Here is a 20,827-nt window from a genome sequence, read left to right as displayed (position 1 = left end):
TAGACCTGTCAAAGATCCGTCTTCATTATAGCAACACTATACATCCTTTGCGGTGCAACGAAACTGTCCGACACACAAACTGTATAATAGGATTTGTCGTCTGCCTTTACTTTGTATATATGATTGACCGGGAGTACGAGTTGCATCTTTAAAATGTCATGGTAAGTTCCTTTTGTTATTAGTTTCCCGGTAGCCTCGTCCAGCACTGTCAAATTGTTCAAATTACCGTTCATGAAAACAATTTTCCCCTGGTCAAATACCAGCTTGGGCGACGAAGGGTAATAACCGCTACCCTGTTGAAGGCTGTCCGATTGCCATATCCTCGCTCCCGTATTGATGTCAATAGCATGCATGATAAAGCCCTTTGAAATAAAATAGATCTTACCATCATTTTCAAAAACCGATTTAATATTTTCTCCCATCTCATATTCCCACACCTTCTGTTTATCGAGATAATCTATACACCGTACCATTTTTCCCTCACCAACCAGCGTAGTATCCTCTTTTATTCCTGCCTGGATCATATACCGGTTATAGAAAACAGGCATGCTGCTTCCCAGGGAAGTTTTGCCAAAATGGTTGATCACTTCCCCATTACTGAATGCCAGTTCATAGGAACCGTCCGACACGGTGTGAACAATGAGATTATTGTTCAATGGATTCAGGGAATGCCCGGCAAACGCGCTTTGCGCCCGCTGTTCCCATATTTTATTCCCGTTTTTATCGAACCGGTAAATATCTCCGACATAGCTGCTGAAATAAATAAAGCTGTCTTTGACAATAGGAGGACTACCGGCCCAGTTGGACACTTTGGCGGTCCAATCCACGATACCCGTTTTTAGATCCAGGCAATAAAGAAGATTGGAGCTGTCAGTCGCGATCTCCAGGCTGCTGCAGTAGAGCTTATCGTCGATGAATGTTTTCGCCGGGAAATTTTCGTTCCTGAAATTGCTTACCCAACGATCACCTTTGGCGTAGCGGATATAGGGAGGTCCGTCCTGCAAATAACCATAACAACCTATAAGGGAAAATAGCATGACAAACAGGAGGGTGATCCGCATAGGCAAATATTAATACCTCAAAATACAGTTCATTTTTTGTTATTCATAGGACGGTATTAATTTACATTATTATCCAAAGGATAAACGACCTTTGCCACGGTAAACGTCCGAAACACGCCGTAAGGCGGGTCAATCAAATAAAGAACAACAAACATGAACGATTTCAAACCCGAAGGTAAACCAGCCAGCTCGCTGATCGAAAAGTACAGGCCCCTGCTGCCGGAAAAGCTCATTTCGCTCTGGCAGGATCAGGGCTTCGGCACGATGGCCGGCGGCTACCTGAAGGTGGTGAACCCGGAGGATTTTGAGCAGCAGCTAAAGGAGGTCTATAACTCCGTATATAAAAACCCGGTAGTCATGTTTGCGACAGCTATGGGCGATCTCGTTCTTTGGGAAAATAATTATACCATCCTCCTGAATCTCCGGCACGGGCTTTCTAAAGTAATCGAATCAGGGTTCCAGTATTTTTTGAAAGATGTTCTTGACAAGGATTTTGTGAACGATGAGCTGGACGGCACGCAGTATTTCGAAGCCAAAGATCAGTTCGGTGAATTAGCTTTCGACGACTGCTTTGGTTATGTGCCCTTGCTGGGACTGGGCGGGGCGGAAGAAGTGAAGAATCTTCAAAAAGTAAAAATGAAAGAACATATCTCCGTAATTGCACAGGCACTTGGTAAAGTGGAATAAGCTTCCATCACTTAGTCAGGGGCGTTAAAAGCTTTTCCCAACACCTTCGCCAGCCTTTCTGAAAACATCCGGAGCGTAGATCCATCGTTTTCCCCATGATCGGGATTAATTTCAGTAATTGTAAGAACACGCCAGTTGGGCGTTTTAAGGAATTCCCCCAGCGCCAGCATCAGCTGGTCGAATTTCAATCCCTGGTTCCTGCGGTAGTTCTCAGCAAGCGGCATATCAACATAATCCAGCACATCCACATCCAGGTGGATCAGCAGGTGATCGAAAGACCTTGCCCAGCCATTGCATATCTTCCCGGCGGTTCCCGCGGGATCGGCCTCAACTTCCCGTACAGGTGTTTCCGCTATATTGTGTTGATGAATGACCGCTTTTTCAAAACCCGTCATATTCCCGTTGGCAAAAAAATGGACCTGTGCAGGATGAAGCATCGGGATCCTTTTGCCTAACGATGCCAGCTTTTTCTCCGTTCCTTCGATATTCAGCAGGTGCGCAACGCCCATCCAGTCGAACGCGCCGTCTTCAACGCTGTGCGGCGTGTTAAGGTCGGTATCAAGATCGATATACACCAGGCCGATGTTTTCCGATCTGTGCAGGCATCCGGCAATCACACCGAGCTCAACGGTGCAATCGCCGCCAATGACAAGTATCTTTTCATATTCATGGAAGGAGGCCTGCACTTTCTCCGCCACCGCATTGGCAACACCGGCCACAATACCTGCATTCATGCCCCTGGGATGTTCCCTGTCCACCTTCCACCTGAAGCCGGCAACGTCGCCCTGATCGCTGACGCGGATGTTATGGGCTTCCAGCAATTCTATCAGTCCTGCAGCACGCAGGGCCTGGGGCGCCTTTTCCTGTCCCGGGCCATAAGCGCCGGCGCTGCTGGGCGCACCGATGAGGGTGATATGCTTGTTTTTCATGACAACTGGTATCTATCTTTTCAAATACACACCTAAAAATACAAGGCCGCCTCTGTAAACCAGGGACGGCCTTTATATGATAGATCGTATTGTTCACGAAGAATAATACCGGAACTACTAATCGCTTATAAATGCCGTTGCATCTATCTCCACCAGGTAATCAGGATGCATGAGAGCGGACACCAGCAGCCCGGTAATGGCCGGCGGCGCCTTCACTTCGCTCATGAACGGCGCAGCCGCCTTGTAACCCAGCACCGGATCCTGCCCCTGTACAATATAGATCGTTAATTTCACCACATCGTTCAGCGTAGCGCCGCAGGAAGCCAGCGCCGTAATGATATTGCGCATCACCTGTTCTGTTTGTGCCGTCAGATCGCCTTTGCCTACAAGTTCGCCTTTGGCGTTCACTGCATCCTGGCCGCCGATGTAAATGGTTTTGCCCGGGCCTTCGGTTATCACCATCTGGGAGAATGCGGGGCTCTTAAATAAGCCTTCGGGATTGATATGCCGGATATTGTTTGCCATGTTACAGTTGTTTATAGTTCAGGTACGGTATTCATGCACAAACTTTGCGCCAGACGGCCCGTTACAACAATAAAAAGCCGCCACGATATCAATACCAATGCTGTTAAGAGCCCTGTGATCAGGTAATGCCGGACCAGGGCGTTCATCGGTTGAAGCTACGGGCAAGGCTATCCGTAATATTGCGGCCTATGCGCCCGTCTTTGTCCAGGGAAGGGTTGTAGATGGTGATGCTCATACCGGTAATTTTCCCGGATACGAGCAGGCTGCTCACCAGGTACTCCGCCTGTTCAAAGCTGAGGCCGCCCGGCAGCCGGTATTCCACCGCGGGATTGATGTCGTCTGCGAGCACATCCAGGTCGTAATGCAGCCAGTATCCTTCGGCCTCGGTTTCATTCATTTGTTGCAGCACCCGCGCAGTGACGTTCTCTATTCCTTTCTGCGCTATTTCGTCGAACCCGATGCAGGTAATAGCCGAATCCCTGATCTCCTGTGAGCCAAAGCGGCGGGTTTCTTCCTGGTCGCGCTGCCCTACCTGTATCACCCGTTCATCTTCCACATAAGGCCGCAACTGGTCCATGTTTGTCAGGGCTTCCGGCCCGCGGCCGGTGACGATCGCCAGGTCCATATCCGCCACTTCGCCGGTGGTGGATTTTTCGGGTTCATAGAAATCGGCATGCGCGTCAACAAACACGAGACCATAACGGCCTTTCTTTTTCAGTGCAGGCATTATGCCGAGCAGGATGCTGCAATCGCCGCCCAATACAAGCGGGAAACGCCGCTGGTCCAGCGAATGTGTGACCGCTTTGCGCAACACGGCTGAAAAGTCCTGCAAAGCCTGTGTATTGAGGCAGTTGGTGTCTTCATCCCTGTCAGGGGAATACAAATGGTTCAGCGTTGGTACTTCTGTTACAGGCAAGGTAACGCCCAGGCTTTTGGCAAGGCCGTTATCCAGCAACGTTTTGCCCAGCAGTTCCACGCCGGTTGGAGACAGGCCCAGGATCGAAGGCGCGAGCAGTATATCAATGGTTTGCGGGTTTAACATCGTAGGTGTATTTGCGGTAACACCCTCAAAAAATGAACCACTACATGGTGGGGATCGTGCCGCCGTCTATTACGAACTCTGTGCCGGACAAATATCCAGCCCGCGGCGATACGAGAAAACCCACGAGTTCGGCTACTTCTTCCGGTTCAGCGGGCCTTCCCATCGGAATGCCGCCGAGCGCGTCCATTACGCTTTGACTGGCTGCTTCTACAGTAATGCCGGCGCTTTCAGCAATTCTTTCCATCATCCTTACGGCTGCGGTAGTTTTGATCCAGCCCGGCGAAACAGCCAGCACGCGCACGCCTTTGGGCGACACTTCCTTGCTCAGGCCTTTGCTGTAATTGATGAGGCCGGCTTTGGCCGCGGCATAGGGGAGGGTGGAGTCGTGCAGCGGCAGCCTGCCCTGTATGGATGCAATATGTACGATCACGCCGGAATGCCGTGCGATCATGTAGGGAAGCAGGCCCCTGTCCAGCCGCACAGGCGCCAGCAGGTTGGTTTGCAGCGTTTCCACCCAGTCGTTGTCGTTCAGCGCGCCGAAACCGCCGCCGGGCGTTTCAGAGCCACCCAGTGCATTCACCAGGATGTTTACGCCGCCATAAGTGCCTGCGATCTCGCGCAGCACTTTATCTGTTCCTGCCGCTGTGCCAAGGTCCGCCGCGATAAAATGAAACCTCGCATCCGGCTCTTCCGGCGGGCGCCGGGCGGTGATGATCACTGTGGCGCCTGCTCCGGCCAGCCTTTCCGCGATCGCTTTGCCTGTTCCTTTGGTGCCGCCTGTAACCAGCGCAGTTTGCCCGGCCAGTTCCTTCTTCATGTCGATTGATGTATCCATTTCTTTATTTTTGCAGGGTACAAAATTCGGCTATGCGCTTATGGCTGACAAGTACGGAACGAATTTTCGCATAGGGGCATTTTGTTCCCTATCACCGGAAAACAAACTGAAACGATTGATATGCCTGAAAGAAAAATTCCCGTGTTGCTGAACTGCGGGCTGGACCTGCTGGCCGAAGTGCTCTACGGCAAATGGAAAATACGGCTGCTGTATTTTATTCATGAAGGGCACAAACGCCCGAGCGGGCTGCAACGGAAAATACCCGATGCCACCCGCCGCGTGCTGGGCATACAGCTGAAGGAACTGGAAGAACACGGGCTGGTTGCCCGCACGGTGTTCCCGGAAATGCCGCCTAAAGTGGAATACGAGCTGACCCCGTTCGGCCGGAGTCTGATGCCGGTAATTATTGCAATGGGCAAATGGGCGGACGATAACCAGCAAAAATTACGTGAAGTGATCGGGAAAACTGCAGCAGCTTCTTCAAATAAGGAATAAAGAAGCGGATGAATGTATCCGGCCTTATTTCATTTGCTGCAGGGGATGTTGGAAGTAAATGATCGCCAGGTTCAGCGCGAGGAATGGCAGTTCGATGAGTACGCCTTTCAGGTCCCTGTCCTGCACGTGAAAACAAATGATCAATAAAATACCGGCGGCCATCAGGAAATTACCCCAGAGGAACGTTCTGGGGAATAAAATAAGCAATGCGGCGAGTATGGTGACCAGCCCGTTGATCATCAGGCCAGTTCTTCCAAAGCCCCATTTGCCGAACATGTTCATCATGTCGGCTTTGCCGGAAAACATGGCATAACCCTGCTTGAATCCCATGAACACGGCTACAAGTATGAGTATGGCGGATAAAATGCGGATCAGCATATACTAAAGATATGCTTTTCTCCCTTACAGTTCGTCCTCCCGCTCCCGGGCAACCGTTTTGTTCACTTCCACGGGATCGTCCGGCCCGGGTGGAAGCAGTTCTTCCCGGTCGCGGCGGTTTCTTCTGACGAGGAATACCACCAGGGCAACAGCAGCCAGTACTGCCAGCAATATTAATATGATGTCGGGGATGCTCATGGGGATGGATTTTAGATGAGATCAATACCTGTAAATGTCCCAAATCTGGTGCCAGCTGTTGATTACTTCCCTTTTAGGCAACAATTTTCCGATTGATAACATAGCCGGAGCTGTTGCGCTAATTACTGATCCAAGAAACAGCTTTAAACACAGGACCGTCCGGCAAATTCCGCCTACTCGTACTTCACGCCCAACCGCAGCGCCCGCAGCCCGCTGAGGCCCTGGAGATCTTCCAGCTCCAGCTCTTCCGTGTCCGTCTCCAGAACGCCTGTTTCCTGGAGGTACTGCACGTACGGCAGGTAATCTTCCACATCCCGTTTGTTGAAATAGATCAGCGCAATTTTACCGGGCTGGGTAAGCCTTTCGCCGGTATTCCGGATATGCACTTTGTCGATGCGCTTCTTGATCATCTGGTAACGGATGTTGTATGCGCCTTCCACGTCAAACTTCCGTTCATCTGTTCTGAAACTGATGTCGATAGGATGGTTGTGCACAAAAATGAGCTGTGTGGTTTGCAGTTCCACCGTCATTTCCGGCAACAGCGAACGCGTAAGCTTTGCAATGGCGGCCATCGATGAAAGCTGCCAGAGGCGAAGGTGTTTGAGATGGAAATGATCGAAGGGCTGCTTGGGCGCAATGGACTGCCCGATGTAGATATCGTATTCAATGCCGTCTGTCCTGAATTTTTCGAAATAGCAGGGATAGGATTGTTGCAGCTTTTCTTTTTCCTCTTCGAAATATTGATTCACGGCGGCATTGAGCTTTTGCATGGATGTTTCCAGCGCGTTGCGGTGGCGTTGCACTTCACCGTCGGGCTTTTTGGTAATATCCAGGTAGGCCTCTATGCCGTTGCGCGCGGCCGGTGTTTGCTGCGCGATATGTTTGAGGTAGGCGGTGATCTCCTCGTTCAGGAAATGGTTCAGGTTGGCCTCGTCTGTTGTAGGCAGCACGCCCTGTTCCAGCACCTGCCGCCATTTATTGCAGTGGAACAGCATTTCGTCGAGCAACACGGACTGGTGGTGCTCCTGCAGGGCGGAAAGGGTGTTGGAAAGAAGCATGATATGCGCGTCCAGGTCGGCCAGCGCCGCCTTGTTCCTTTCCAGCGTGGAATTCCGGATGTCGATGGCGCCGTAGAGCGGGTATACCTGTTCGAAGCGGATCGGCTCGCTTTCCACCGCAAGGTTTTTCTTTTTATGATGCAGGATATGCCAGGCCACTTCGTTGAACTTCCATTGCACCGCGGGTTGTATGGAGGTAAACTTTTCCTTGATGATGTTCTCCAGCTCCAGGTTGAACTCGTCGATATATATCTGCATCAGCTGCGCAATGGGCGATATGGCTGGTTTCAGCAGGGCGAGCACTTTTTCATCGAAGCGGTCGTTGCCCCAGGTATGCATGCCCAGTACGCCCACGGCCTCTCCCTGGTAAAAAACGGGCGTCAGCGCAAGCGAGCGCACGCCCAGCTTGCGGAACATCTGCACGAACGACACGTTCAGCAGCGCAGGGTCATCCAGGTCAGCCGAAAAGAAAGTGTCGGGCTTCGCCGAATAGGCCGCAACGTTCCTGGCGAATTCATCGGGCGTATAATTATTTTCACCCCATACGGAGAAGAGGATGCCGGTGCCGCTTTTTTCGTAACCGAACACGCCGCGGTTGTTCACCCGCACAAAAGGGAACAGGTCGAATTCGATACGGTCGTTCTGCACCAGTGTTTTCAGCGAACGCACCACATCGTCATACCCGCTTTTGCTATCGCCGGGCCGGGCTTTCAGCCGGATGTTCCGGATGTTCTCCACGGCCTGCAACGGCGTTACGTCGGTAGCCGTTACCACGGAAATGCCCCGGAACCTGAAACGGTCCAGCGGCAAAAGGTTTTCCAGTTCGGCAAATCCTTCCGGCGCCGAAAGCAGGGGATGCAGCTGGTTGATGTCCAGCGGCGGAAGCTCGCCTTTGACGGTCACTTCCAGGTAATCCATGTTTACGGCGGTATGATAATAGCGGAGCAGGCCGCTGCTTCCCCTCGACCAGGAGTGGTATTGCCCTGCCTGCGCCGGCGGCATGAAGTTGTACAGCCTTTGCAGGATGAGCGAATACATGAGCTTCAGCCGTTCCTGGTGATATTCCTGCGGGGTTTTGATATTCGTGTACTCCTCCGGGTTTTCGCTTTGACTGGTCAGCATTTCATAAATGGGCGCGGTGCCGTAGAACAGGATGGGTTGCAGGGGAAAGGCAAGCCCCCAGGCCAGGTCGCTTTCAGCCGCAAGGGTAGGGGAAAGCATGGCGTAGAGATATTCCAGCAGATCTTCAAAACGGTAGATGTCTTCCAGCGCAATATCGTCCTCTACGCCGGGTTTTTCGCGAAACCGTTCCAGCACGGTGAGGTAGAAGTTTTTTTTGAGACCCTGTTCTTCCGCGGCCCGTTTTTCGATGTGGGCCATGAACGGTCTGAAAGATATGGCGGCGTCCACCGGGAAGGCGAAGGCCCGGTTGCCGGATATATCGAGAATGCTCTTTTCCATGGAAAGGTAATTTCCCTGAACGTCAGGTTAAATGCTTTGTGAAAATAAGCAATTCCGGCAAAAGGGGCACAGATAGTGACCGGGCAGGAATACCCGGGTCCGTTACATTATCCATTTTTTAAGTTCCGTTTAAACCCCTGCCCGCGATCAACGACCGGGGCAGGCGCATAATGCTGGCATAGATAACGGCAGCGCGCCGGCCTTTACCACGGCTGCCGGATGTAATTTAACGGCATTGGCTGCGGTGTACACGGCAATGTGTTATCCGCCGCATCTTTTTCCTGTAATTATCAAAGAATAATTATTATTTTTTACCCCCGGAAACTAACACCGCATGAAATTATTCCACGCTTTAATGCTGCTTGCCCTGCCTGCGCAATGCCAGGTGCCTGCGGCAGACAGCTTCTTCACCGTTCCTGCCGCCTATGCATCCCAATACGGTCCCTACCGCAGCCCGCTGAAGTTTTACGATGGCACGCCGGTGAAAACCGCTGCGGACTGGCCGCGGCGCCGCGCGGAGATACTGGATGCCTGGCACAGCAAGATGGGCCGCTGGCCGGCGGTAGACACGCTGCAGAGGCTGCAATACACCGATTCCCTGAAAAGAGAAAATTTCACGCAATACCGGGTACGTTACCGTTGGACGCCGCTTGAATATACCGAAGGGTACCTGCTGGTGCCGGACTCGCCCGGTAAAAAGCCAGCGGTGATCACCGTGTACTACAATCCCGAAACCGCTGCTGGCCTCGACGATAAAAAGGACCGTGATTTTGCTTTGCAGCTGGCGCGGAGGGGATTTGTAACCCTGTCTATCGGCACCACGCAGGCCACGAAAGACCAGACCTTCTCCCTCTATCATCCCGGCCTCCAGGATGCAACAGTGCAGCCGCTTTCCATGCTGGCCTGTGCTGCGGCCAACAGCCTGGAAACTTTGGCAAAAGAACCTTTTGTGGATGCGTCGCGCATTGGTATTATGGGGCATTCTTTCGGCGGCAAATGGGCCATGTTCGCCTCCTGCCTGTACGAAAAGTTTGCCTGCGCCGTATGGTCGGACCCCGGCATTGTGTTCGACGAATCGCGGGACGGCGTGAATTACTGGGAACCCTGGTACCTTGGCTATACGCCAAAGCCCTGGCGCAAAAGAAGCCGCATTTCGGCTGAGAATCCCGCGCGGGGCTTATATCCGCAGCTGGTGAAGGAAGGCTTCGACCTGCATGAGCTGCATGCGCTGATGGCGCCGCGGCCTTTCCTCGTTTCAGGCGGGGCGGAAGATACGCCCGTGCGCTGGGTAGCGCTGAATCATTCCATCGCGGTGAACAGGCTGCTGGGTTACAGCAACCGGGTAGCCATGACCAACCGGCCGGAACACGCGCCTAATGCACATTCCAACGAACAGGCCTTTCAATTCCTCATTTATTGTCTGAAAAAATAAAAGCATGCACAAATTCTCAAGCGTACTTCTTGGTTTATTTTTCCTGGCCGCCGCAGCCATCGCTCAGCCTGTAGAGCAGGCGGTGAAAGTAGTGGTGGCGCCCGATCATTCCAACTGGCTGTACCATACCGGTGAAAAAGCAAAATTCACGGTCATGGTATTGCAGAACGGCAACCCCGTGAAAGGCGTAAAAATTGATTATGAAACCGGCCCTGAAAAAATGGCGCCCGTTGTGAAACAAACCGCGACGCTTACAAACGGCAGCCTGGTGATAGACGGCGGCACGATGAGCACGCCCGGCTTTCTGCGTTGCGCGGTAACGGCGGAAGTGAACGGAAAAACCTACAAACGCATCGCTACCGCGGGTTACGACCCTGAAAAGATCAAACCGACGGTGGAAAACCCCGCGGACTTTGACAGCTTCTGGGAGAAAGGGAAAACCGAACTTTCCAGGATCCCCCTCGATGCAAAAATGACGCTGCTGCCCGAACGCTGCACGGAGAAGGCGGACGTATACCATGTGAACCTGCAGGGTTACGGACAGTCCAGGTTATACGGTATTTTATGCATGCCGAAAAAAGAAGGGAAATACCCCGCCGTGCTGCGTGTGCCTGGCGCCGGTATCAGGCCGTATGCGGGAGACATTGCCAAGGCCGAGAACGGCGTGATCACTTTCGAGATCGGCATCCACGGCATCCCGGTGAACATGGATGCGGGCGTGTATAACAGCCTGCTCAGCGGCGCCCTGAGCGGTTATCCCATGTTCAATATGGACGATAAGGACCGCTACTATTACAAACGCGTTTATCTCAACTGTGTGCGGGCAAACGATTTTATTGCCAGCCTCCCGCAATACGACGGTAAGAATCTCGGCGTGCAGGGCGGAAGCCAGGGCGGCGCTTTGTCTTTGGTTACCGCTGCGCTGGACCCGCGCGTAACCTGTCTTGCCGCGATGTATCCCGCGCTCAGCGACGTGACCGGCTATCTGCATAACCGCGCCGGCGGCTGGCCGCATATGTTCTATAAAAAGAATGAGGACAGGAAGGACTTCATAGCCACCGCCGGCTATTACGACGTGGTGAATTTCGCGCGCCGCGTGAAAGCGCCGGGCCGCTACACCTGGGGCTTCAACGATGAGACCTGCCCGCCTACCTCCATGTATGCCTCCTACAACGTGATCACCGCGCCGAAAGAGCTGTCGCTGTACCTGGAAACGGGCCACTGGGCTTACCCGGACCAGCATGATGAACAGAATAGCTGGCTGATGGGAAAACTGAAGGCGAAATAAAAGCTGCGTTCGGTTTAATTCATAAAGAAGGGGCAATAATCTGATTATTGCCCCTTTTCAGGCTTAAACGCCCGTTATCTGGTTTGGAGAGTAAAACTATGTCACAGGCTTTTCAGCGCCAGCCAGGCCATTAATCCCGCGCCTGTTTCAAGGCTGCTTTCATCCAGGTCGAAAGTAGCGGTATGAAGGCCCGATGTGATGCCGCGCGCTTCATTGCGTACGCCGAGGCGGTAAAAGCAGGCATCCGCCAGTTGCGAATAAGATGCAAAGTCTTCCGCGGCCATCCAGATGGGGAGGTCCACCACGTTTTCCTTCCCAAGGTATTCTTCGGTAAGCTGTCGTGTGGCAGCCGTCAGTTTTTCTTCATTGATCAGCACAGGGTAACCCACCACGACCTTCACCTCGCAGGTTCCGCCCATGCTTTCCACGATACTTTTAGCCATGGCCTCGATCCTGCGGTGCGCCTCGAAGCGCCAGGTTTCATCCATGGTGCGGAAAGTGCCGTCTATCGTGACTTTGTCGGGTATCACGTTGTGCGCGCCGTTGGCGATCACTTTGCCGAATGTAAGTACGGAGGGTGTAGTGGGATTGGCGTTCCTGCTTACGATCTGTTGCAGCGCGACGATCATGTGGCTGGCGATCAGTACGGGGTCTATGGTTGTGTGCGGCATAGCGCCGTGGCCGCCTTTTCCGTGCACGGTGATATAAAGCTCGTCTGCGCTGGCCATGTACCTGCCCGCGCGGAATCCGATCTTGCCGGCTTCCAGCTCGGGCATCACGTGCTGGCCGAGAATGCAGTGGGGGGCAGGATTTTGCAGCACGCCTTCGCGGATCATGATGCTGGCGCCGCCGGGCGTGCATTCTTCCCCGGGCTGGAAGATGAATTTGATGGTGCCGGCAAAGTCGTTCTCCAGCGATTTGAGGATGGCAGCGGTGCCCAGCAGGGAAGCGGTATGCCCGTCGTGCCCGCAGGCGTGCATAACGCCCGGTGTTTTGGATTTATAAGGTACCTCGTTCAGCTCGTGGATGGGCAGCGCGTCCATGTCTGCCCGGAGCGCCACTACTTTGCCTGACGGCCCTTTTTTGCCTTGCAGCAGGGCCACCAGGCCGGTGTTGGCCATTCTTTCATAGGGCAGGCCGATGGCGTCCAGCTTTGCGGCCACAAAGGCTGCCGTGTTTTCTTCAATAAACGAAAGCTCCGGGTGCGCATGCAGGTGCCGCCTCGTTTGCACCGCTTCTTCGTGTATGCGGCGGGCTTCTTCCCTGATCCTTTCTTTCAACATATCACTGTCAGATTTTGTCCTTCTCAAGGAACGCCTTTACGAACGCGTCATCCGTCAGTTCAGGATAAGCGGCCGTAACGCGGTCGATCTCTTCCAGCTGGCCGGGGGAAAGGGTTTCTTCCGGATCCAGGCACCAGGTGCCTTCCAGGAGGCCTTGCCTGCGGAGTACTTCATGTATCCCGGCAATGGAGCCCGCAAAGGCATGCGAAGGGTCGAACAGCGCGGCGTTCATGTCTGTAACGGCAATGCCTGTACGCAATACTTCCTGGGGGCTCATGTGGCGGATGTCCGCAAACAGGGAGGCCACATTGCTGGTCCATACGGACCAGTGCCCGAGCAACCCGCCGGCAAAACTTTTCTCCACCGTTTGCCCGTTCACTTTGAAGCGGTAGGTGGTGAGGAGGTCTGCCAGTATATTGTCGTCGTTCCCGGTGTAGAGAGCGATCTGGTCCCGGCGGGGGGAGCTGCATACGGCACGCACCACGTCCAGGGTCTGGTAGCGGTTGAACGGGGCCGTTTTGATGGCCTTCACGTTCGGGATGGCTGCCAGCTGTTCCCAGAAATGGTAACTCAATATACGGCCTCCAACGGAAGGTTGGAGATAAAATCCGAAAACGGGGATCTCTTCCGCTATGGTTTTGAGATGTGTTATCAGCTGGTCTTCGCTCAGGTGCTGCAACCCGCCCAGGCTTACGAGCCCGAGGTGGTAGCCGAGCCCTGCGGCCAGCTTCGCTTCTTTTACAGCCTGTTCGGTGGGCCCGCAAACGCCGGCTACTTTAATAAAGGGGCGGCCTAATTTCGCTTTTTCAATTTCTTCCGCCGCCAGCCGCAGCACGGTTTCGTAAAGGTTCACGGAAGGATGGCGGATGGCGAATTGCGTGGTATGCACGCCCACGGCCACGCCGCCTGCGCCTGCGGCTATGTAGTAACGTGTAAGCCTGCGCTGGCGGGCTTCGTCGAGCTTACGCTCCGCGGTAAGCGCAAGCGGGTGCGCCGGTATCACGGTGCCGGCATATAGCAGTTGTTCTATGGAAGATTGCATGATGGATAAAGTTGTTTGATAGCTGTCAGTTAAATATGCACGGCGGCTTCCGGGAACTGCTGCGGGTTTCCGCTAGCCGGCTGCTGTGTGACAAATTTTTGCCCGTTAGAATTTTCCCGCCCTTTCCTGGAAATGCGTGGGTTTCTGGATCGTGGCGCCGCCCTGTAGCAGCCATTCCGCCGTCAGGCCGATCATTTGCAGCAGGCCGGTTCTGGGATAGCCGAACAGCCGGAAGCTTTCCGCTGCGTTGCTCAGCAGCGCGGTAGGTTGCTCTTCGTTGACGAACTGCGGCGTTTTTTGCATGATCTTCCCGAACTCTTCCGCGATCCAGCGTACGGGCGCTGTTTCAGGGCCGGTGATGTTCAGGAATTTAGCCGGCGCGCTGCAATGGTGGAAGCTGCGCAGCGCCATCTCGTTCGCGTCGCCCTGCCAGATCACGTTCACATGTCCCATGCGCAGGTCGATGGGTTTCTCCGCCAGCACGCTTTTCGCGATCTCCAGCAATACGCCGTAACGCAGGTCGTTCGCGTAGTTGAGGCGGTATACGAGAATAGGGGTGTTGTATTGGTTGGAGAAATGTTCGAACACGCGCTCGCGGCCCAGGCACGACTGGCCGTACTCGCCCACCGGGGCGGGCGGCGTGCTTTCGTCTGCCCCGCCGGAAAACACCGGGGTGAACGGGTACACATTGCCTGTGCTGTATACCACGATCTTCGAATTCTTATATTTTTCCGCCACACGGCCTGGCAGGTAGGCATTCATCGCCCAGGTAAAGGCCTCTTTGCCGGTGGTGCCGAACTTGGTGCCCGCCAGGTACAGCACGTTACGCGCGTCCGGCAGCTTGGCGAGATCGGCTTCGTTCATCAGGTCGGCTGCGATGGCTTCCACGCCGTACGATGCCAGTTCTTCTTTCAGCCCGGGCTCCGTTAAACGCGAAACGCCGGTCACTTTGCGTGGCACGCCGGACAGGTTCACGGCCTGTTGCGCCAGCCTGGCCAGGCTGGGCCCGATCTTTCCACCTACGCCAAGAATAAGGATATCGCCTTCCAGCTTTGCAACATCGGCCACGAGGGCAGGGGAGGGCTGCAATAGCCTGTCTACCGTTGTTTGAATATTTTTCATGAAGAATAAATTATCAGGAGAAGAATAAAGTTTTCACATTACTGGCTGCCAGCAACAACATGATGATCAATCCTATTGCGCCTACAACCTTGATAAAAGGCGTGTTCCGGTATGCGCCCATGATCTTTTCATCGTTGGCGGTAAGGTACAGGGCAATGCCGATGAAGGGCACAATAAAGATCGTGACCGCCTGCGCCAGCACGATCAGCTGCAGCGGGAGTTTCCCGAATATAATGGCGACCGCCGCGCCTATCACCATCACCACGCCGATAAGAAAGCGGACCATGGAAGATTGCAGCTGGCCGGTGTAACCAAGCGCATCGCCGAGGAGCGTGCCGCCGAGCGCCGCATTGCCGATCACAGATGAGAATGAAGCGCCGAAAAGGCCGGAAAGGAAGAGGGCGGAGGCAAGGTTGCCGAAGATGGGCTCCAGGGCGCGGCCCATGTCTGTAGCCGTGTTCACCGGTATGCCCTTGGTGTGCAGCACTGCGGCGGAGCATACCATCACGATGGCGCTCAGCAGGCCGAGAATGATCATACCGGGATAGGTTTCCCGCCCGGTCTGTTTGGCATGCGGTTGCAGGCGCTTGCGTTCCTGCACGAGGTACGACTGGTAAATGGCTCCCACTATGGAAAAGCAGGATGCCGTGAAGGCGATCACCAGCTGCAGCGAGCCGGCCGGCACAGTGGGCACGAGTCCTGCCGCCATGCCCGTCACGGAAGGTTTGGAGAGGAAGAGGGTGGCGATAAAAGCGACCAGCATCAGCGCGATGAGCACGATCATGATCTTCTCCAGTGCTTTGTAGAATGCGCGGTAGAACAGCATGCCTATGGCCAGCAGGTTGAACACCACGATCCAGGTGACCGGGCTGGTGTGCGTGGCTTCCGCTACCGCGATGCCCGTGCCGATGGAGTTGCCCGCCTGGAAGGATGCGCAAACGAAGAATACGCCGACGCCGATGGCGATGCGCGCGCCGTTGCCCCATTTGCGGCCGATGGTGGTGAGGATGGATTCGCTGGTGGCAATACCCACTCTTGCCGCCATGGTGGCAAACACGATCATAAAAAAAATAGCGGCCGCTACCAGCCAGAGCAGGTCGTATCCATACCGGGCGCCCATCATGGAAGTAATGGTGATCTTGCTGGGGCCGAATACCAGCGCCGCGGTGATCATCCCCGGCCCGATGGCCTGCAGCCAGTTCCTGTACCGGGAAGCAGGAGCGGCCGTTGCCTTAGGTTCCTGCATAACAGTGGTGTTGTTCATTGCGCGTTTTAATTTTGGTTTCCTGAAGAACGAAAAAACGGGTGGATGCCGGGAGATATCAATGCCGGCACAGGCGGTTAATGATACCAGAAAAAAAGATGTAATTTCGGGTACGTACACGAAAGTACACGCCCGGGGTCATAAATGCAAATATTTTATGCAAAAAAGAAGAAGGGTTTTTTACCGGCCAAAACCGGGGTATTCCTTGATTGTAAATCGGCCGCTTATGCCAGGATTCCTTTTATTTCCTGAGAAATATCCACCAGTTGGAAGAAAATGCTTTGCAGTTTCAGGAAATATTTTCTAATTTCCGGGTGCGTACCCGAAAACCGGGTAAACACATCAACCGGGCTGCCAGTCAGCCTAATTTTGGAAGAAAGAACGGGTACGTACACGAAATTTATCTTTCTTCCCCGGGTTTCAGCCATTTAACCTATTATATAGATAGTCAACCGAATCATTCAGCTTAATTAATCAGACTGTTCCTCATGACGCATTTGTATGACCGCCGCAAGTTCCTGCAGACTATTACCACCGCCGGCGCAGGCGCCGGGTTGGCCGCAGCCCTGCCCCTCAGGGCCTTCGCATCCTTTGCCGATCCTATCCGCATCGGTATTATCGGCTGCGATACCTCGCACGCCGTAGCATTCGCCAAAAGCTTTAACAGCCCCACGCCCGTACCCGGTGTGGAAGGTTTTAAAGTAACGGCCGCTTTCGCGGAAGCCAGCCCCGACATAGAAAATAACCTCAAACGTTTGCCGGGCTTCGTGGAAGAGCTGAAAAAGCTTGGCGTCGAAATGACGGACTCCATAGACGCGCTGGTGGCAAAGGTGGATGTGGTAATGGTGGAATCCAACGACGGGCGCCCGCACCTGCGGCAGGCCCTGCCCGCGCTGAAAGCCGGTAAGAAAGTGTTCATAGACAAACCGCTGTCTGCCTCCCTGGCCGAAGGCATGGCCATCTTCGACGCCGCGCGCAAATACAACGCGCCGGTATTCTCCGCTTCTTCCCTCCGTTACATGGAAAGCGCGCAGGCAGTGGCAGGCGGTTCCGTCGGGAAAGTGTTCGGGGCCGATACCTTCAGTCCCTGCCACCTCGAAAAAACGCACCCGGATATTTTCTGGTACGGCATTCACGGCGTGGAAACGCTGTTTACCGTAATGGGCCCCGGCTGCATATCCGTGACCAGAACGCAGACCGAAACCACGGACGTGATCGTGGGCACCTGGGCAGACGGGCGCATCGGCACTTTCCGGGGCAACCGCACCGGTAAATCCGAATACGGCGGAACCGTGTATGGCGAAAAAGGCGTGGCAACGCTCGGTCCCTTTAAAGGTTATGTGCCGCTGGTAGTACAGATCGCGGAATTTTTCAAAACTGGCAAGCCGCCCGTACAGGAATCGGAAACGCTGGAAATACTCGCCTTCATGGAAGCGGCGGATGAAAGCAAACGCAAAAAAGGCGCGCCGGTAACGCTGGAAGCCATGTACAACCGTGCCAGGAAACACCGCAGGTAACTCCTTTTTATAGCATACTCTTTAACAATAAAATTTCTGATCATGAAATCGGAACGATATACCTATGCACGGCGTGGTACAGGATACCTCATGCTTTTGCTGTTCCTGCTTCCGGTGTTTTCCTTCGCGCAAAGTTCTTCGCCGGTAAAAGGCAGGGTGACCGCAGCCGGCTCCGGTCTTGCATTACCGGGCGTTAGCGTAAAAGTGAACGGCACCGGCCGGGGAGCAACTACAGACACCAGCGGGCGCTTCAGCATCGCGGCGCAACCGGGCGAAACCCTGGTGTTCAGCTACATCGGCTTTGAAAGGCTGAGCTTTACGGTGAAAGACCAGCACCTTATTCATATCACTTTAAAAGAGGCCGCAAAAGGCATCGATGAAGTGGTCGTGATCGGTTACGGTGCTGTGGCCAAAAAAGATCTCACCGGCTCCGTCAGCAAAGTAAATATGGACGACCTTTCCAAAGCCCCGGTGCTTAACTTCGACGAAGCGCTGGCCGGCAGGCTGGCCGGCGTGCAGGTTTCCTCCGGCGAAGGTCAGCCCGGCTCGCAGATGAACATCGTGATACGCGGCGCCAACTCCCTCACACAAAGCAACGCGCCGCTTTACGTGATAGACGGATTCCCCATGGAAGACCCTGAAAACGCTTCCATCAACCCGGACGATATTGCCTCCATCGACGTGCTGAAAGACGCTTCCGCAACCGCCATCTACGGTGCGCGCGGGGCCAACGGCGTGATCGTGATCACCACCAAAAAAGGCAAGCCCGGCAAGCCGGTAGTGACCTACAGCGGTAACTACGGCGTGCAGAAGGTGCTGAAGACCATTCCCATGATGGACCCTTACGAGTTCGTGAAATACCAGTACGACCGCAATGCGGACCTGGCCACTGAATCGTATTTGCAGAATGGCAAAACGCTTGAATCCTACAAGAACGAGCAGGGCTACAACTGGCAGGACTACATCTTCCGCACCGCGCCCATGACCACGCACAACCTTTCCCTGAGAGGCGGCAATTCACAGACGCAGTATGCGCTTTCCGGCTCGGTTTCCAACCAGGAAGGGATCATCATCAAATCCGGTTTCAAACGTTACCAGGGCAGGGCCAGCATCGACCAGGTGGTGAGCCCCAAAGTAAAGACCGGCGTAACGATCAACTACAGCAATACCACGCAAACGGGCGCATCTCCTTCCGCCGATGCTTCGCAAAGCACCAATTACCTGCTCTTCAGCGTATGGGGCTACCGCCCCGTAAGCGGCGCAGGCGTGGATCTTACCGAAGATCTTTTCGACCCCACCATCACCGACGCGGCGGATCACCGCATCAATCCCGTGATCAGCACGCAGAACGAGCTGCGGCTGCGCGGTATTAAAAACTTCACTGCCAACGCATATATCGATTATAACATTACAAAAGAGCTGCTGCTGAAAGTGACCGGCGGCATCAACAGCCAAACCGGCCGCAGCGACGCCTTCTTCAACAGCATGACCCACAAAGGCACCCCGCTGTTCCCCACCAACGTGCAAGGCATCAACGGCTCCGTGAGTTACGACGAGCTGAACACCTGGGTGAACGAGAACACGCTGAGCTACCGCAAAACCTTCAAAAAAGTACATAAGCTGGATGTGGTGGCCGGCATGACCATGCAGGGCGGCAAACGTTCGCGTTACGGCTTCGCCGCACAACAGGTTCCTAACGAAGAACTGGAGCTGAGCGGGCTGGATGAAGGTATTCCATACCAGGCTTACGCTTCGGAAGGCAACTACACCCTGGCTTCCTTCCTCGGCCGCGTGAATTATGGTTACCGTTCGAAGTACCTGTTCACCGCCAGCCTGCGTGCGGACGGGTCGTCCAAATTCGCGCCGGAGAACCAGTGGAGCTATTTCCCATCCGCCGCTTTCGCATGGCGCATGAGCGGGGAACGATTCATGAAAAGCCTCTCCTTCGTGTCAGACGCGAAGCTGCGCATCAGCTACGGCGTAACGGGCAACAACAGGGTGGGGGATTTTGATTACATGCCTTCCCTTCAATTGCCCATCGGCGCTTCGTATTCATTCAACAACGCCACGCCTTCCAAAGGCGTGATACCCGGCACCATCGGCAACCGCAACCTGAAATGGGAAAGCACGTCGCAGATCAACCTTGGTTACGACCTCGCGCTTTTCAACAACCGCATAGAACTGACGGTAGACGCTTACCGCAAAACAACCCGCGACCTGCTGCTGCAAGCCAATGTACCCTATACCACCGGGTTTGAGACGGTGTTCAAGAACATCGGCAGCGTGCGCAACCAGGGGCTGGAGTTTTCCCTGAATACCGTGAATGTGAACACGAAACATTTCACCTGGAGCAGCAGCTTCAATATCAGCTTCAACCAAACCAAAGTGCTGGAGCTGGCGGAAGGCGAAGAAGCCCTGCTGACGCCCATGAGCTGGGATTCCGGTTATAAGGGCGCATTGTACATCGCCCGGCGGGGGCAGTCTACGTCCCTGTTCTACGGCTACATCTGGGACGGGCTGTACAAATACGAAGATTTTATTGAGACCGCGCCTGGCTCTTACGTGCTGCGCAAGGACGTGCCTGCCAATACAGACACGCGCGATATGATCAAGCCCGGGCACAACAAGTTCCGCGACATCAACGGCGATGGCGTGGCCAACAGCAGCGACATGACCGTGATAGGCCGCGGCCTCCCCATTCACACCGGCGGTTTCTCCAACAACTTCTCCTACAAAGGTTTCAGCCTGAACGTGTTTTTCCAGTGGTCTTACGGCAACGACATCATGAACGCCAACCGCCTGATGTTTGAAGAGAACGTGGGCAACCGCAACAACCTGAACCAGTACAAATCGTATGTGAACAGGTGGAGCCCGGAAAACCCGGACAGCGACATTCCCGTGAGCCGCGGTCAGACCATGTACGGGCTGTATTCTTCCCGCGTGATAGAAGACGGCAGCTACCTGCGCCTCAAAACGCTGAGCCTGGCATACGCGCTTCCCGGCCGCTGGCTGGCGCCCGCGAAGATCAGCAATATAAGCCTGGCCGTTTCCGCGCAAAACCTCTGGACCTGGAGCAGCTATTCCGGTATGGACCCCGAAGTATCCGTCCGCCACAGCGCACTTTCTTCCGGTTTCGATTATTCAGCTTACCCGCGGGCCCGCACGGTCACTTTCGGTATAAAAGCAACCTTCTAACCTGTAAATACGATG

18 protein-coding genes are annotated in these 20,827 nt (G+C 54.3%); 6 read left to right on the top strand and 12 right to left on the bottom strand.

Annotation, left to right across the window (positions count from 1 at the left end; genetic code table 11):
- Positions 1-8: 8 nt before the first annotated feature.
- Positions 9-1,061 carry an outer membrane protein assembly factor BamB family protein gene (locus ACTJIK_RS24685; RefSeq protein ID WP_440650222.1) on the bottom strand — a complete coding sequence of 351 codons (1,053 nt, stop codon included), beginning with the start codon at positions 1,059-1,061 and terminating at the stop codon, positions 9-11.
- Positions 1,062-1,214: 153 nt separating this feature from the next.
- Between ACTJIK_RS24685 and ACTJIK_RS24680 the strand changes: the two genes are divergently transcribed.
- Complete coding sequence (locus ACTJIK_RS24680; protein ID WP_440650221.1) at positions 1,215-1,748, top strand: T6SS immunity protein Tdi1 domain-containing protein; 534 nt, start codon at positions 1,215-1,217, stop codon at positions 1,746-1,748.
- An 11-nt stretch (positions 1,749-1,759) separates the two neighbouring features.
- Here the strand turns inward: ACTJIK_RS24680 and ACTJIK_RS24675 are convergent, their stop codons facing one another.
- The 4 genes from ACTJIK_RS24675 to ACTJIK_RS24660 all read right to left on the bottom strand — a co-directional run bounded on the left by ACTJIK_RS24675 (position 1,760) and on the right by ACTJIK_RS24660 (position 5,079).
- On the bottom strand, positions 1,760-2,677 hold the full coding sequence (locus tag ACTJIK_RS24675) for an arginase family protein (RefSeq protein ID WP_440650220.1): 918 nt from the start codon (positions 2,675-2,677) through the stop codon (positions 1,760-1,762).
- Between the two features lie 117 nt (positions 2,678-2,794).
- The gene (locus tag ACTJIK_RS24670) at positions 2,795-3,202 is read right to left on the bottom strand and encodes a RidA family protein (protein WP_440650219.1); all 408 of its coding nucleotides are present in this window, start codon (positions 3,200-3,202) and stop codon (positions 2,795-2,797) included.
- Positions 3,203-3,344: 142 nt separating this feature from the next.
- Positions 3,345-4,244, bottom strand: a complete 900-nt coding sequence (locus ACTJIK_RS24665) for an arginase family protein (RefSeq protein ID WP_440650218.1) — start codon at positions 4,242-4,244, stop codon at positions 3,345-3,347.
- Positions 4,245-4,284: 40 nt separating this feature from the next.
- Positions 4,285-5,079: an SDR family oxidoreductase gene (locus tag ACTJIK_RS24660; protein WP_440650217.1), complete on the bottom strand. Its 795-nt coding sequence runs from the start codon at positions 5,077-5,079 to the stop codon at positions 4,285-4,287.
- A 120-nt stretch (positions 5,080-5,199) separates the two neighbouring features.
- On the opposite strand from ACTJIK_RS24660, the gene ACTJIK_RS24655 reads away from it, so the two are divergent.
- Positions 5,200-5,574, top strand: coding sequence for a winged helix-turn-helix transcriptional regulator (locus ACTJIK_RS24655; protein WP_440650216.1), 375 nt, complete (start codon positions 5,200-5,202; stop codon positions 5,572-5,574).
- A gap of 24 nt (positions 5,575-5,598) precedes the next feature.
- Here ACTJIK_RS24655 and ACTJIK_RS24650 read toward each other — a convergent pair whose 3' ends face one another.
- From ACTJIK_RS24650 to ACTJIK_RS24640, 3 genes are all read right to left on the bottom strand, one after another.
- Positions 5,599-5,952 carry a DoxX family protein gene (locus tag ACTJIK_RS24650; protein WP_440650215.1) on the bottom strand — a complete coding sequence of 118 codons (354 nt, stop codon included), beginning with the start codon at positions 5,950-5,952 and terminating at the stop codon, positions 5,599-5,601.
- Between the two features lie 24 nt (positions 5,953-5,976).
- Positions 5,977-6,150 (bottom strand): hypothetical protein, encoded by a 174-nt coding sequence (locus ACTJIK_RS24645; RefSeq protein WP_440650214.1) that lies wholly within the window; start codon positions 6,148-6,150, stop codon positions 5,977-5,979.
- A 173-nt stretch (positions 6,151-6,323) separates the two neighbouring features.
- Positions 6,324-8,669 (bottom strand): GAF domain-containing protein, encoded by a 2,346-nt coding sequence (locus tag ACTJIK_RS24640; RefSeq protein ID WP_440650213.1) that lies wholly within the window; start codon positions 8,667-8,669, stop codon positions 6,324-6,326.
- A gap of 334 nt (positions 8,670-9,003) precedes the next feature.
- Here ACTJIK_RS24640 and ACTJIK_RS24635 point away from each other — a divergent pair, with 334 nt between their 5' ends.
- A complete protein-coding gene (locus ACTJIK_RS24635) occupies positions 9,004-10,101 on the top strand; it encodes a prolyl oligopeptidase family serine peptidase (protein WP_440650212.1) in 1,098 nt (365 codons plus the stop codon).
- 4 nt (positions 10,102-10,105) lie between these two features.
- A complete protein-coding gene (locus ACTJIK_RS24630; RefSeq protein WP_440650211.1) occupies positions 10,106-11,389 on the top strand; it encodes an acetylxylan esterase in 1,284 nt (427 codons plus the stop codon).
- 101 nt (positions 11,390-11,490) lie between these two features.
- Here the strand turns inward: ACTJIK_RS24630 and ACTJIK_RS24625 are convergent, their stop codons facing one another.
- The 4 genes from ACTJIK_RS24625 to ACTJIK_RS24610 form a co-directional block, all read right to left on the bottom strand.
- Positions 11,491-12,672, bottom strand: coding sequence for a M20 metallopeptidase family protein (locus ACTJIK_RS24625; RefSeq protein ID WP_440650210.1), 1,182 nt, complete (start codon positions 12,670-12,672; stop codon positions 11,491-11,493).
- A gap of 7 nt (positions 12,673-12,679) precedes the next feature.
- Positions 12,680-13,714, bottom strand: coding sequence for a dihydrodipicolinate synthase family protein (locus ACTJIK_RS24620; protein WP_440650209.1), 1,035 nt, complete (start codon positions 13,712-13,714; stop codon positions 12,680-12,682).
- A gap of 105 nt (positions 13,715-13,819) precedes the next feature.
- Positions 13,820-14,836, bottom strand: coding sequence for an NAD-dependent epimerase/dehydratase family protein (locus ACTJIK_RS24615; protein ID WP_440650208.1), 1,017 nt, complete (start codon positions 14,834-14,836; stop codon positions 13,820-13,822).
- A 13-nt stretch (positions 14,837-14,849) separates the two neighbouring features.
- Positions 14,850-16,100, bottom strand: a complete 1,251-nt coding sequence (locus ACTJIK_RS24610) for an Nramp family divalent metal transporter (RefSeq protein ID WP_440650207.1) — start codon at positions 16,098-16,100, stop codon at positions 14,850-14,852.
- A 488-nt stretch (positions 16,101-16,588) separates the two neighbouring features.
- On the opposite strand from ACTJIK_RS24610, the gene ACTJIK_RS24605 reads away from it, so the two are divergent.
- Both ACTJIK_RS24605 and ACTJIK_RS24600 read left to right on the top strand, forming a co-directional pair.
- A complete protein-coding gene (locus ACTJIK_RS24605; protein ID WP_440650206.1) occupies positions 16,589-17,617 on the top strand; it encodes a Gfo/Idh/MocA family protein in 1,029 nt (342 codons plus the stop codon).
- Positions 17,618-17,659: 42 nt separating this feature from the next.
- Positions 17,660-20,812 carry a SusC/RagA family TonB-linked outer membrane protein gene (locus ACTJIK_RS24600; protein ID WP_440650205.1) on the top strand — a complete coding sequence of 1,051 codons (3,153 nt, stop codon included), beginning with the start codon at positions 17,660-17,662 and terminating at the stop codon, positions 20,810-20,812.
- Positions 20,813-20,827: the final 15 nt, after the last annotated feature.

The sequence above is a fragment of the Chitinophaga sp. 22620 genome (assembly GCF_052044405.1).
GTDB lineage: Bacteria > Bacteroidota > Bacteroidia > Chitinophagales > Chitinophagaceae > Chitinophaga.
Note: the sequence above shows the minus strand (reverse complement) of the source record. Positions and strands in the feature narration are given on the sequence as shown.